Source organism: Clostridium swellfunianum, from assembly GCF_023656515.1.
Classification (GTDB): Bacteria; Bacillota; Clostridia; order Clostridiales; family Clostridiaceae; genus Clostridium_AT; species Clostridium_AT swellfunianum.
On the sequence record NZ_JAMOFV010000006.1, the window covers coordinates 3,214,938 to 3,229,040 of the forward strand.

13 protein-coding genes and 2 pseudogenes are annotated in these 14,103 nt (G+C 36.2%); 12 read left to right on the forward strand and 3 right to left on the reverse strand.

Annotated features, from left to right (window positions below; translation table 11 throughout):
* Nucleotides 1–212 precede the first annotated feature (212 nt).
* The 3 genes from NBE98_RS15155 to NBE98_RS15165 all read left to right on the forward strand — a co-directional run bounded on the left by NBE98_RS15155 (nucleotide 213) and on the right by NBE98_RS15165 (nucleotide 5,142).
* Nucleotides 213–3,500 (forward strand): RHS repeat domain-containing protein, encoded by a 3,288-nt coding sequence (locus NBE98_RS15155; RefSeq protein WP_250815858.1) that lies wholly within the window; start codon nucleotides 213–215, stop codon nucleotides 3,498–3,500.
* 23 nt (nucleotides 3,501–3,523) lie between these two features.
* Nucleotides 3,524–3,940 (forward strand): hypothetical protein, encoded by a 417-nt coding sequence (locus NBE98_RS15160; protein ID WP_250815859.1) that lies wholly within the window; start codon nucleotides 3,524–3,526, stop codon nucleotides 3,938–3,940.
* Between the two features lie 431 nt (nucleotides 3,941–4,371).
* On the forward strand, nucleotides 4,372–5,142 hold the full coding sequence (locus tag NBE98_RS15165; RefSeq protein ID WP_250815860.1) for a tyrosine-type recombinase/integrase: 771 nt from the start codon (nucleotides 4,372–4,374) through the stop codon (nucleotides 5,140–5,142).
* Between the two features lie 63 nt (nucleotides 5,143–5,205).
* On the opposite strand, the gene NBE98_RS15170 is transcribed toward NBE98_RS15165, so the two are convergent.
* Genes NBE98_RS15170 through NBE98_RS15180 form a run of 3 tightly spaced genes read right to left on the reverse strand, consistent with a single transcriptional unit; the run spans nucleotide 5,206 to nucleotide 8,382 of the window.
* Nucleotides 5,206–6,228, reverse strand: coding sequence for a site-specific integrase (locus NBE98_RS15170; protein WP_250811126.1), 1,023 nt, complete (start codon nucleotides 6,226–6,228; stop codon nucleotides 5,206–5,208).
* Nucleotides 6,221–7,195: a tyrosine-type recombinase/integrase gene (locus NBE98_RS15175; protein ID WP_250811127.1), complete on the reverse strand. Its 975-nt coding sequence runs from the start codon at nucleotides 7,193–7,195 to the stop codon at nucleotides 6,221–6,223. Before NBE98_RS15175 ends, NBE98_RS15170 begins: the two co-directional genes overlap by 8 nt.
* On the reverse strand, nucleotides 7,195–8,382 hold the full coding sequence (locus tag NBE98_RS15180) for a site-specific integrase (protein WP_250811129.1): 1,188 nt from the start codon (nucleotides 8,380–8,382) through the stop codon (nucleotides 7,195–7,197). Before NBE98_RS15180 ends, NBE98_RS15175 begins: the two co-directional genes overlap by 1 nt.
* Nucleotides 8,383–8,601: 219 nt before the next feature.
* Here NBE98_RS15180 and NBE98_RS15185 point away from each other — a divergent pair.
* The 9 genes and pseudogenes from NBE98_RS15185 to NBE98_RS15225 form a co-directional block, all read left to right on the forward strand.
* A pseudogene (locus NBE98_RS15185) lies at nucleotides 8,602–8,736 on the forward strand (tyrosine-type recombinase/integrase); the annotation flags it as partial.
* A gap of 29 nt (nucleotides 8,737–8,765) precedes the next feature.
* Nucleotides 8,766–9,500: a hypothetical protein gene (locus tag NBE98_RS15190; RefSeq protein WP_250815861.1), complete on the forward strand. Its 735-nt coding sequence runs from the start codon at nucleotides 8,766–8,768 to the stop codon at nucleotides 9,498–9,500.
* A 505-nt stretch (nucleotides 9,501–10,005) separates the two neighbouring features.
* A pseudogene (locus NBE98_RS22610) lies at nucleotides 10,006–10,179 on the forward strand (RHS repeat-associated core domain-containing protein); the annotation flags it as partial.
* Nucleotides 10,180–10,703: 524 nt separating this feature from the next.
* The gene (locus NBE98_RS15200) at nucleotides 10,704–11,318 is read left to right on the forward strand and encodes a hypothetical protein (protein ID WP_250815863.1); all 615 of its coding nucleotides are present in this window, start codon (nucleotides 10,704–10,706) and stop codon (nucleotides 11,316–11,318) included.
* Between the two features lie 743 nt (nucleotides 11,319–12,061).
* Nucleotides 12,062–12,613, forward strand: coding sequence for an RHS repeat-associated core domain-containing protein (locus NBE98_RS15205; RefSeq protein WP_250815864.1), 552 nt, complete (start codon nucleotides 12,062–12,064; stop codon nucleotides 12,611–12,613).
* Nucleotides 12,610–13,155 carry a polymorphic toxin-type HINT domain-containing protein gene (locus NBE98_RS15210; RefSeq protein ID WP_250817594.1) on the forward strand — a complete coding sequence of 182 codons (546 nt, stop codon included), beginning with the start codon at nucleotides 12,610–12,612 and terminating at the stop codon, nucleotides 13,153–13,155. Before NBE98_RS15205 ends, NBE98_RS15210 begins: the two co-directional genes overlap by 4 nt.
* Nucleotides 13,156–13,172: 17 nt before the next feature.
* A complete protein-coding gene (locus tag NBE98_RS15215; RefSeq protein WP_250815865.1) occupies nucleotides 13,173–13,481 on the forward strand; it encodes a hypothetical protein in 309 nt (102 codons plus the stop codon).
* Between the two features lie 42 nt (nucleotides 13,482–13,523).
* On the forward strand, nucleotides 13,524–13,712 hold the full coding sequence (locus NBE98_RS15220; protein ID WP_250815866.1) for a hypothetical protein: 189 nt from the start codon (nucleotides 13,524–13,526) through the stop codon (nucleotides 13,710–13,712).
* On the forward strand, nucleotides 13,679–13,861 hold the full coding sequence (locus NBE98_RS15225) for a hypothetical protein (RefSeq protein ID WP_250815867.1): 183 nt from the start codon (nucleotides 13,679–13,681) through the stop codon (nucleotides 13,859–13,861). Before NBE98_RS15220 ends, NBE98_RS15225 begins: the two co-directional genes overlap by 34 nt.
* Nucleotides 13,862–14,103: the final 242 nt, after the last annotated feature.

Here is a 14,103-nt window from a genome sequence, read left to right on the forward strand (position 1 = left end):
ACATATGGGTTGGAGCTTCTATTTTAGAAAGCACAGGCACAGCTTATTTTGATGCTTTCCAGCTAGAAGAAGGACAAGTTGCCAGCAGATATAACCTAATTGAAAATAACAGCTTTATATATGGCGGAGACATTCCAACCTTCTGGCAGGGCAATGAAAACATTGGAGCTAGCGACAAGGCTGTTAATGGAGAAGCGCTTCCTGTTCCTAATGTGTTAGGCAATAGAAGCTTTAAGATTAATGGAAATGCTTATACAAGAAAAAATGTATTTCAGGTTGTAAACACCCCCGGTAAAAAAGGAGATATATTTGTAGTTGGAGGATGGGCAAAGGGTGAATCTATACCAGATGCGGATCTTGGAAGGCTAGGTATTATAATTGGCTTTAAGCTCCCAAATTTAGACGCCTATGAATGGCATGGATTTGACTTTAATAGAGGCTCTACAGATTGGCAGTACCTATCCGATAGAATAATAACACAAAATGATTATACGCACATTGAATTTTATTATACCTATTATACAAATGTAAACAAAGCTTATTTTGATGGAGCGCAGCTCTATAAAGAGGAATTTGGTGCAAGTTATCAGTATGATGATAAAGGTAACTTAAAATCTACTGCGGACTTGTCAAAGCAAACTTCAAACTTAGAATACAGTACTGCTAATGATTTAGTTAAAAGCACAGATCCTCAAGGAAGCTCTTTTACTTATGCTTATGACAGCAAGCATAATGCAACAAAAGCTACTTCAGCTCAAAACGTAGTATATTCCTTTGAGTACGACAGCTTTGGAAACCCTAAAACCTCAAAGGTTGGAGAAGGAATGGAGTATATTCAGTCTACTGCAGAGTATACGTCAAGTGGTAATTACATTAAAAGTCTTACAGACAGCTCTGGAAACACTGTAAGCTATAATTATAACGAAGCTAAGGGTACGCTTGACAGTTTTGCCGATGCCAACGGGAAACTTATCACCTACGGTTATGATAATGTGGACAGGTTGACTAGCGTATCCAAGGATGTTCAAGGTAAGTCTATAACTAACAGTTATTCCTATGAAAATGACAGAATAAAAGGCATAACTCATAATGGGTTTAGTTATAATTTTGGTTATGATTCACTAGGTAGTAATACTAGCGTATCGGTAGGCAGCCAAAGTTTAATAACAAACAGCTATGAAGCAAGAACAGGAAAGCTTTTAGAATCTACCTACGGTAATGGGCAAAAGGTAAGCAGCGACTATGACAGCCAGGATAGAGTTACAGCAAAGAAGTTTAATGGCATAGTAAGATATAAGTATGCTTACGATGCAAGCGGAAACCTAGGTTATCATGAAGACATAGTCAATAATGCAGCCTATAAATACAGCTATGATTTAGCCGATAGGCTTACAAGAATTAAAGATTCAAGTAATAACAGCACAGATTTTAGTTATGATTTGAATAATAATCTTAGCAAAATAACCGAAAGGTTTGGGGATTTTAACTATACTAATATCTCACTAAACAAACCAGCTACTGCATCTTCTTCAGAAAATGCAAGCACTGCGCCAAGCAATGCCGTTGACAACAATAACGGAACACGATGGTCCAGCCAATCTTCTGATCCTCAATGGATTTATGTAGACTTAGGCGAAATAAAAAATATAAGAAGAGTGGTTCTAAATTGGGAAACAGCCTACGGAAAGAGCTACCAAATTCAAGTATCTAACGATGCTTCAAACTGGACAACTGTTTACTCAACAAATAGCAGCGATGGAGGAATTGATGAAATAAATAATCTATCCTCCAGCGGAAGATACGTTAGAATGTACGGAACTCAGAGAGCTACAAGCTGGGGCTATTCACTTTGGAGCTTTGATGTATATGATGATAACTCAATAGTTACTCAGTATGAATATGATAAGGATAATAAACCTTCTAAAGTAATACTGAATAATAACAAGCAGCTTTCTTATCAATACGACAGTATAGCAAGGCTGAAAAATAAAACTATAAGCACAGATACTCCATATACTACAAGCTTTAGCTATATGGCAGGAATAAATGGAAGTACAACAAACAAAATAGAGGCTATAAATAATAATGGAAAAAGTATAAGTTACAGCTATGACAAGAATGGTAATATAAAAACCATAACTGATGCTGGCAGGCAGATATTATATTACTACAATGAGCTGAATGAACTTATACAAGAAGACAATCAAGTTTTAAACAAAACAATAATATACAGCTATGACGATGGTGGTAATATAACTTCAAAGCTTGAAATACCATATGGAGCTGGAGCTGTAAGAAAAACTATAAACTACGCTTATGATTCGGTATGGAAGGATAAGCTAGCAAGCTATGATGGAAAGCCAATAACTTATGATGCTATAGGCAATCCGCTAACTTATGACGGCTGGAGCTTTGAATGGGAAGAAGGAAGACAGCTAAAATCCATGTCATGGAAAAATCATGTAATAAGCTATAAGTATAATGATGCCGGAACAAGAACAGAGATGACTGTAGACGGATTAACTACTAAATATCATCTTGTAGGAGATAAGGTAAGCTTTGAAGAAAACGGCACAGATAGGATATACTATAGCTATGACAGTAGCGACAACTTAATATCCATGAACTTAAATGGAGCAGACTACTACTATACAAGAAATGCTCAGGGCGATATAATTGGGCTTCTTGATAAGAGCGGAGCTCAGGTAGTAAGCTACACTTACGATTCTTGGGGTAAGCTCATATCTATCGATGGCTCTCTTAAAGATACCGTAGGTAAAAAGAACCCATACAGATACAGAGGATATAGGTATGATACCGAGACTGGGTTGTACTATCTGAATTCAAGATATTATAATCCTGATTGGGGTAGATTCCTTAATGCTGATGCATTAGGAGGAAAAGTAGGAGAATTACTATCCCATAATGTATTTGCATATTGCAAGAATAACCCAATAAATATGTATGACCCTAGCGGTTATTGGTCAATAAAAAATTTTTTGCAAAATGCATGGGATACAATAGTAAATAAAACTTTAGCTACAGTTGCAACTATTCATGCTGGAGTATTAACTTGGGCTAAATTATCAGTGAACCCAGACACTGCACCAGTTTTAGAGGCTGTAGGAATTCCAACAATTACAACTGTAGCTACTAGGAGTTTATCTAAGATTAGCACTAAAAAAGGTGGAGCATATAGTAAAGTATCTAAAAATGGTGGTGAAAATCATCACATGCCAGCACAATCAGTTAGTCCATTTAGTAAAGGAAAGGGACCAGCTATAAATATGAGTAAGGCGGACCATAGGTTAACTGCAAGTTGGGGTAATTCAAAGGAGGCTCAGCTTTATAGAGCTAACCAAGCAGATTTGATATCACAAGGGATGTTTAAGCAAGCTCAACAGATGGATATAGATAATGTTAGGGGGCTGTTTGGGAATAAGTATGATGAAGGAATAAAACAAATGGTGGACTATACTATAACATTGTTTAAAGATTAATATATTTAGAGGGAGGAATATATATGTTTTGTAAAATAAGACCATATGTAGGTGTGCAAGAAATTGATTTTAATATGAAAAGGGAGGTCGTTAGAGAAAAATTTAATCATCAATTTACAGAATTTAAGAAGACACCTTTTAGCCAAAATACTACTGATGCATTTGAATTTTGTCATGTATACTATGACAATGAAAATCTATGTGAGGCTATAGAATTATTTGAACCCGCAAATGTAGTATTTGATAATTTTACAATGACTGAACAATCTTATGAGAAGGTTAGAAGGTTTTTTGAGAGTATAGATGATTCGCTTGATTTTAATGATGCAGGTTTTACATCCTATAAGTTTGGAGTAGGAGTCTTTGCACCATATGCATTAGAGGAACCCAAAGAACCTATTGAATCAATAATAGTTTTTAGAAAAGGGTATTACGATTAAATTCATATAATATATGCAAATATTCATGTGTAGCTATTCTAAGAATTTGATGGTACTAAAATGGGTATTTCATTGCATGATTCAATGATAATGATGATTTATGGCTAGAAAATATACTAATAACTTTGTATTTGGTGCAATAGGCAGAAAAAGGATATTTTCACTTGAAGTAAATAGGCTAGCTGCATTTTATTGAAATTCCTGCTGCAAAAAACTGTAGAACACTAGTTGGACCGTAAGGACTAGTGGATATAATGTATAGGAACTATTTGACCTAATGCATAATAATAATTCTGCAGTGAGAGGAGCACATCTACAGCCGTTTCAAAACAAAAATCAAATATATATTATAACCATAGTAACATTAAGGGCTAACGTCCAGAGCGTTAGCTCTTTTCTTTTGCCTAAAAACAAGTGAAAGGAGTAAAGAGATGGCAACAGATTTCGTGGAGAAATTCAAAAGATACCTAAAGGAGGACGGAAAGAGTCCAAAGACTATTGAAAGCTATGTCGGAGACATTGCTGGCTTTGTATCCTACATTCAAAACATGGGAGTGAAATTTCAAGGAGAGCTGAAAAGATTCTATGTCACAAGCTTCAGAAACTACCTCATTGAAAGCCAGTATGAGACAGCTACTATCAACAAGAAAATCAACAGCATACAATCATTCAATAGTTTTCTGATGAAAAACAAATATACCAATGAAATTGTAGTAGACCTGAGAAAGGATAGAATGAAGATTGCTTTTGGTTCAGAGAAGCAAGTAGAAGTATTCTCTGAGAAGCAGGTTGAGAAGATGCTATTCTACATGCACAATGAGGACAAGGTGGGTAAGAGGGATAGAATGATACTCTTCCTGTTGCTGTACACTGGTGTAAGAGTAAGTGAGCTTTGCGATATCAGAGTGAGGAACATAGACTTTCTCACCAGTCATCTGAAGGTCTATGGGAAAGGTGGAAAGATAAGAGAAGTACCTCTAAAGCCAGAAGTAGTTGAATCTATCAAGGAATATCTAGCGGAGCGTGTTGGGAGCCAATTCAGTGATACAGAACACCTCATTCTTGGACAAAGAGGGGCATTGAAAAGGGACGCTATCAACACACTGCTAGAGAAATACACAAAGGAATTGGAACTAGGAATCAAGATGAAGCCACATACCTTCAGGCATTATGTAGAGTCAAATATTATGGGGAGTACATAGTGTTTTTCATGTATTTTAAGGTGATTACACTAAAATCACTCACCATAATACTTAAAAGCTATTCTATTCGCATAAGCCATTCAACCACTTCATTAGATCTCCATCTTCCTCCCATCTTGGAATTTCATCGGGGACTAAATCAACATATGCATTTTCAATAGCCTTTCTTTTCATTTCACTGTCCGCTCTCGCGTATATCTCTGTTGTAGAGCAATCTGCATGCCCAAGAAAATCACGTATATATATGAGATTTACTCCTGATTGAAGCAAGTGCATGGCTTTTGCATGACGGAGCACGTGAGGAGTTATATGAAAATTAACTTTAAATAAAGATTTTTCCCTTGCCATCTCCACATACTTATTTAAAATATAGGAAACTCCCCATCTAGATAGCTTCTGGTTCTTTTGATTTGTGAAAAGGTAATTATCTGTCTTTGCAAGCCCAAAATGATACTTTTTTATTTTAAGGTATTTTTCAAGTAGTTCTGATGTCCCGCCCATTAAAGGAACCTGACGAATCTTATTGCCCTTACCGTGCAAGGTAATTACTGAGGGATCAGAAAGCCGTATATCTTTAATCCTAATTTCTGTGAGTTCTTGAACTCTTGCACCAGTATCGTACAAAACTGATAGAAGCACCATATCCCGAAATCCTTCGTAAGTAGATGAGTCAGGCTGCTGTAGCAGAATTCTTATTTCAGTACCCGTTAGGTACTGGACTAACCCTTTCTGACTTTTCTTGTTTGGAATAGAAAGGATTTTTTGTATTTCAAATAAGTTTTCAGGAACTTCCTTTTGTACATATTGAAAAAATGAATGTAGTACAGCTAGTCTATGGTTACGTGTTGAAATTGAACATTCTCTTTTTTCTTCAAGCCATTGAAGATATTCCACAACAAGTTCCTTTGTCAGTTGATTCATGCTTATTGTCTCAGGTCTCATCGACCTTTTTGTTGTGCAGAATACCAAGAAGAGTTTAAAAGTATCGCGATACGATGATATAGTATGTACACTCGCATTTTTCTGTCCAGGAAGGTATTTTGATAAAAAGTATGAAAGATATCTTGGAAAATCAGCATTATTCATCAAACTCACCACCTAGCGGTATAACGTAACCAAAGTCTGCTTCAACTCGATTAATGATATTAGGATACAGATCAGCAGTTAGCCTAAGATAATATTGTGTACCTCTAAAATCTGAATGCCCCATATATGCTGCAAGATATGGAAGGAGATTGGTCAATTCCTCACCTGAAAGAACCCAGCCTTTGAGGCACTTTACAGCAAAATTATGTCTCAAATCATGTACTCTAGGTCCTGCATCTGTGTGTGATATACCTGCATTCTGCAGATAGTCGCGAAAGCGACGGTACATTGTGCTCTGATCAATTCTTTTATTGTTCTTTGTAGTAAATAGATAAGCACTATCATTAGAATATCTATGGATTTTCTCCTTAAGCTCAATGATGCGTTCCGTTAGGCTGGGAGAAAGAGGGATTATACGGTCTTTATTATTTTTAGCGTGATATATAGTCAAAATACCTTCGGTAGGACTGAAATCACTTATGAGGAGGTTTAATGCTTCAGAAATTCTCATGCCAGTTCCATAAAGAAGTCGAAAGAATACAGGGTCAATAATACTCCTATTGGTATAAAATGAATCCTTCCAAGAGTCAATTGTATGGAAGATTTGTGCCATTTCTTCTTCAGTAAATATATACGGTACGTGAGTGCCTTGATTCTGTGGTGCTGACTTGATTTCAGGCACATAAACTTCATGAAATCCATTCTTCGTAAGGAACAAGGCAAAATCGTGCATGAGCCGTTCTTTCAAGTAGTAGCTAGATGGACGTTCTACAGCTGAATAAATAAATTCATTCAGCATGGGTTTTGTCAGGCGTGAGCCTGAGTAACCATTTCTGGAGTAGTATTCATCGAATCTTTTCAAATAGTGTTCCTGTTGGTTAAATCGAAATCCTGTCATTCGTTTCTCCTTAAGATAAGATATAAGCATATCGGAGATATCGCTTTGCCATTGGTATTTTTCTTTCATTACTGGAACACCTCCTCCGGATCTAAGGCACATTTTCTCAGCCCTTCAATATCTATCTTAATGTAGATACTGGTTGTGTTTATACTCTGATGGCCCAGTGTTTCTGAAATTACTGACAAAGGAGCTTTCGCTTCAAGCATATTTTTGGCTAAGGTGCTTCTTAGTGAATGCATACCACAAATGACACCAGATGGAATATTAATCCCCGCTGCCTCCATGTAGCGGCGCAGTTCTCTTTGAAAACACTCGTTTTCGCCGAAGGCATCAAAAGGAGCTCTATGTCTGACAAATATCCTGTTACTCGCTGTTCTAGGGCGGCCATTCTTAAGATAATCAATGAGCGCCCAACCTATATCATCTAGAATCGGCAACTCTATTGCTTTACAGGTTTTTTGCATTATAATACTGATTGTCTTACGACTCCAATTCAAATTGGAAAGCTGCATCCTGCGGATGTCACTAACTCTTAAACCAAGACGAACAATGAGAAGCAGTATTGCAAAGTCACGCTTACCCTTCGGGTCTCCCCTATCAATAATGGACAATAGTTTTTTTACATCTTCTGTTTTCCATGAGTAAGGAATAAAGGCATTCCGTAGGATTCTTATATGCGGTAAAGATGAGGCAATATCTATTTTTATAAATCCTGCTTCCTTCAGGAAAGATAAATAGTTACGCAACACATATACAACAGTGGCTACATACTTTGGTTTTGATTCTTCATAGTTAGCTAAAAACTTAGAAATAAGAACTGATGTGATCTTGCCTGAATTAGATATACCTTTTTCATCAAGGAAAGTGAGAAGTTTATGTATTATGTTATTGTTACATACTATAGTTGCATCTGCATAATTACGTTCTTGATATTCTTGTTGAAACTGCTTATATTCTTTCTCAAAGCCAGGTGGACAAATAAATGGTTGTATATGTGATCGAATAAAGAAGGATAGTTCGCCAGTTTCCATAAAGATTAGAAGATTTTGAACAGGTTTCATCACCCTACCTGTTTTACGGTCGGAAGACCCCCAGAATCCCTGGAGTTTAGTGCCAGTTTTACACTTAATATAATCCATTCCAACCTCTTCTGTTAATTTTGTGATGTTTTTTTCCTTCATGAACTTTAGGAGGCTGTTAAGTACACCTCGATGATTTTTGATGGTGGAAATGGCATATTCGCGTTCTGCCATTATTTTTACAACCGAGTTAATTGCATTGCTGATAGATTGTAAGTTATCCAAAATAATACTCATCCTTTCTTTTTATAGATAAGATAAGTATTGCCATATTATGGTGAGTGTTTTATGATAAAAATAAGATAAATTCAGGAAACATGTAGTTTACTCCACATAATGTGTGACTCTACATAATGCCTCTTATGTAGAGCTCTCCATAAAAGACATTCATTCGCAAGCAATCTATTGAAGAACGGTGTAGATATTTTGAGGATACAAAAGCTTCTAGGACATTCATCAATCAAAACTACAAGTATCTATACACATACCAATATTGTGGACCTAGGACAGGCTGTAAATGCGCTATAGTATGAAACAGAAGAAAGGGGAAAATATAGATGAATAATGAGGTTGAATTGAAGATAGAAAAAATATTGAAGCTTTGTGAGGCTGGCAACGATAGGCATGAAGTAGCAAAGATGCTAGGATACAAAGACTACAAAGGGCTTCAAGCATACATGCAAAGACATCAATACACATGGAATGAAGAGATGAGAACCTATCAACTTCTGGAAGAGTATCAAAAACAGATGAAGACTGAAAGAGTACTGAGGAAGTTTGAGGATGGAGTAAGTAGCAAGCCAGCACGAATCATCTCCATGTTTTCAAAGAAGCTTGAGGCTAGAGATATTGCTAAGAAGCTCGGATACGAAAGCCACAAGACAATGGCTTCATACATGAAGTCTAGGGGCTATGCCTGGAATGCTGAAATCAGGAACTATGAAAGAGATAGTAGTATATCAATTGGTGAAAATGAAGACATAGACACTGAATTTGAGGGAACAAGTGACGCTAGACATTTGGACATTCTAGAACTATTGGATTCAAAGAAAGAGAAACTGCTGGAGCTTTTGAACTCATATTCCAATGATGACATGGCTATGCCTAGATACGTCATAGGAGGGCTATGTGTGACGAAGTCTGTGCACATGGTGACAGGGCTAGACCTTCTGATTCGAGAATACAGCACTGAAAAGAACATCTCTCAGAAGGACATGTTTCAGATAGCAATAATTGAATTCCTCAAGAAATACGGCTACAAACGAGAAGTAGAAACATTGGTTGGTCTATGATTGCAGATTGGCATCCATCGCTTGGTGAAGTTGATGGATGCTTTCTTTTTTTGCTAGGGCAGACTTTGGACACATTTTGGGCGGAATTTGAACTGAAAAATCCAGTATTCTCATAGGTTTGGGCGAAGTGGGCAAAGGTTGATGCAAGTATCTCTCAGAATATGGTATACTATCACTAATGAATAGATTGTATTTTGGGAAAAGATATGTCCTATCAGCCCAAACTGAGTGATACCAACAAAGTATATGCCCTGAATTAGCCCAAACTATGCCCTATATATGTCCTAAAGGACAAAAAAATGAAAACCAATGAAACCATGTGTTTCTACAAGCTTTCTAAATCATTATAGAAACTAAGCTGATTTGGCAAAAGCTTTTGAAACGGACAGTTCTAAGTTCATGATTTGAAACAATGGTATACTGTAGCCAGTCCTTCTAGAGCAGTGATACCAATGGATTTAGGGTTTGAGAAATTTGGATAGATACCGAGACTTTGATGTTCAGGTATAGGTATGATACCGAGACTGGATTGTACTACTTACAGAGTAGGTACTATAACCCTGAGTGGGGAAGGTTTATCAATGCTGATGGACTAGTTGGTGAGACAGGAGAGTTATTGGGTCATAATATGTTTGCATATTGTAAGAATAATCCTGTAAATATGGAAGATCCAAGTGGATGTTGGCCAACTTGGAATAGTATCTTGGATGCAGGTAAGAAGCTAGTTAATAGCGTTGTAGAAACTATAAAAGAAACTGTAATAAAGGTATCTTTCGCGATAACAACCATGATAATAGTTGCAGCTAAGGATCCAGATATTGCTCAAGCAATAATAATACCTGCTGCTAGTAGAGGATTAAATAAGGTATCAAAAAGTTTTAGTAAAACCTTTCCGTCACAAAAATCAGCAAAGAAGGCAGCTTTCAGGGATGCAGGTATCGGGAAGCATGGAAAATCTACACCAATAATAGATGTAAAACGAAATGTAGGATCTCGACACCCATACCAAGGGACGGAACAAATAAGACAGGGCTGGTTTGGAGAAAAGGGACATGAAGTATTTCATGATGTTTGGGGACACAAGGAAGATCCTTTTGATATGCCACATTTTAATGTATATTTTAAGGATGGAAGAAAAGGTCATTACTATTATCCAAGTAGTTGGGATCCTAAAAATAATAGATAGATGGAGGTGCCTAGAAGATGACAGCATCATTTGAGAAACATCAACCAGCAAGCCTAAAAAACGAACTTTTTCGATGGATCAGTATAAATGAAGATGGAAGTTATAATATTGTAGATGAAACTCTAGAAAATATTGAAAAAATAAATAGATATGTCATTGAAAAATGGAGTATAGAAGAATTTCTTTTGCAACTTTTAAAAAGTAAGGAAATTTACTTGTGTTTCTATGTTGGAAAGAGATCTAAATCACTTACAAAAGTACAAAAATTATTTAAAGAAAAAAGTTTAATGAAACATGGGTGTAAAAAGTCAATTTATAGAGAAGATTTTTATTTTGAAAGTTTGAAAAATTTGCCTTTGTTACCTTATGATTTAATTGATGATTATTATTGTGACAGTATGTTCGTTGTGTCGGAAAAGGAACTAGATGAGAAAAGATTGATATGGCTAGTGGGCAACCTTAATCTATTTAATCAACCGCTAGAACTTGGCGATTACTTTCCGACGACGGATGTTATTCCATCCATTTTAAGAGAGGAGATAGGGATTGTTTTCTTAAAAAGACACTATTGCTATTGGAATCATGACCAAGAGCGAGATGTGTTTGTATACTATACTGTTGATGATTTATAGAAACAACCTAAATCTCAAACTCATTCAGTAACAAATTGTGAACATATTTTCTTTTACAAATTGAAAATATCCAAAACTCACTGAAAAAATGATAAAACTGTCTATAAGAAACTTATATGGAGAAGATTCAAAAAGAAAATATAAGGTTGTTAGAGTTTCAAGAACTGCATAATTATAATTCTGTAGTGAGAGCCAACTGAAAATGAATAAAGGAAAGCATCCATCAATTGATGAAGTTGATAGATGCTTTCTTTTTTTGTTAGGACAGACTTTGGACACATTTTGGGCGGGATTTGAACTGACAAATCCAATATTCTCATAGGTTTGGGCGAAGTGGGCAAAGGTTGATGCAAGTATCTCTCAAAATATGGTATACTATCACTATTGAATAGTTTGCATTTTGCAAAAAAGTATGTCCTATCTGCCCAAATCAAGTGAAATTAACAAAGTATATGCCCTGAAATAGCCCAAGCTATGCCCTATATATGTCCTAAAGGACAAAAAATGAAAAACAATGAAACCATGTGTTTCTACAAGCTTTCTAAATCATTGTAGAAACTAAGGTGATTTGGCAAAAGCTTTTGAAACGGACAGTTCTAAGTTCATGATTTGAAACAATGGTATACTGTAGCCAGTCCTGCTAGACAAGTGATACCAATGGATTTCAGGTTTGAGAAAATTGGATAGATACCGAGATTTTGCTGCTCAGGTATAGGTATGATACCGAGAATGAGTTGTACTATTTGAATTCAAGGTATTATAACCCAGAGTGGGGTCGCTTCATAAATGCTGATACAATAGTAGGAGAAGTAGGAGAACTGCTATCTCATAACATGTTTGCATACTGCAACAATGACCCAGTAAACATGGAAGACCCAGATGGGGATATAGCATGGTGGGTTGGAGCGGCTATAGGTGGAGCACTATTTGATTCTGCTGTGTATCTGTTCCAGCATAGAAATGAAGGATTTAGTTGGAGCGGATTAGGAAAAGCAGCTGCAACAGGTGCACTTACAGGCGTAGCCTTTGCTAGTGCAGGAAAATTCGTTGCAAAAGGTGTCAAAGCAGTAGTTTCTTCTAGAAAAGCTAAAGCTATTATGCAGGCTGTATGCTTCACAGGAGATACACCTATTCTAACAAAGGATGGGTATAAGCCAATAAAAGAGATTGAGGTTGGCGATGAAGTATATTCTGAAAATCCTGAGACTGGTGAAAAGGGATTAAACAAGGTTACAAATGTATTTATTAACGAGACTGATAAGTTAATACATGTGTATATAGACGGTGAGAGATAAAGACAACATCAGAGCATCCTTTCTGGGTAGTTGGTGAAGGCTGGGTAGGAGCAGAAGATTTAAGACCAGCAGATAAGGTATTACTATACTCAGGTAAGATAGCTGATGTTGAGCAGGTAACTGTAGAGGACTTGGACGAAGTAATAAAGGTATACAACTTTGAGGTTGAGGATTGGCATACTTACTTTGTATCAAAGCAGAATGTTTTAGTTCATAATGACTGTTCAGCTACGATAAAATGGACTAACCATGGATTTAAACATTTTCCACAAAAGAATCTAAGTTGGTCAGCAATTGTTAAGTCAACTAAAAATGGTCCAGCAAAGTATATAAAGGGAATAAATATTGAATCATTTGAGCGAACAGCTTGGCAACAGGGTACTAAAGTAACGAATGGTAAGACATGGAGGGTAATGAAATTTGACAAGATTATAGGTGCAAGTGGTGGAGTTGAAACGCAGTACATGAGAGTTGAAATGAGTGCTGGAACTATTCACGGACATCCTATTACACGAGCTGAATATTTAAGTTTGATAAAGTAATTGTGGGAGAGGTAAATATGATGCAGAATATTAATTTTGGGTGTGGAAAGGTAACTTATAATGATTTTGATATTGAATTAAATATACCAATTGAGAATCAGTTATATTCGTTGAAGGAAGATTTAATTCAGGTAGATTATGATGAAAGGTATATCATAGACATTGGATGGTATCCAGAGTTCTCATTAGATGGGTCATTTAGGATAGTAGCCATTGAAAATTATGATTGGGGTTCTCCGTTGTTCACATACTCATGTAAGACTTTAGAGCAGCTTCATTCAGCTATTGAAGAAAGTGTAGATAGAGTTGAAAAGCTGCTAAGATAGCTGGATGGAGTTGTCCGATGCAACCGACAAGGAGGAATACTTTTGAGTACTTGGAAAGAAATTAAGATTCAAGGTGTTACAGAAATAAATAGGCTTGTTGGTGAATTTCAAATTTGGGCATTAAATAAAGTGCCATATGAAAAATTCAAAGTAAGAATTTGGGAGAAATCGAAAGGTGGGTATATTGGAGTTCCTAATTGCAAATTAAAAATCATGAGGATGGTTCATTAGATGGAACTGCTGGTTTTGGGAACTCACCAGATGAAGCATTAGAAGACACCTTAAAATATTTCATGGAATTAATAAATGATTACGAGCAATTATACAAGAGAGAGTTAAATGAGGAAGATGTTGAGTGGTCAGCTTTCGAAGATTTCTAATGCTGTAATGGGTCAACATTTTCAATGCAAAAGTTTGTAAATCTAGCTTCGAAAATAATTTCATAACAGACAAGTAATAAACGGTAACACTTTCATGAAAAAATTAAGCCGCATAATCTAAATTCTGCATTGAGAGCCAGCTGAAAACTAAATAAAGGAAAGCATCCATCACTTGGTGAAGTTGATGGATGATTTTTTTCCTAGGTCAGATTGTGGACACATTTTGGGCAAGGTTTGATGTT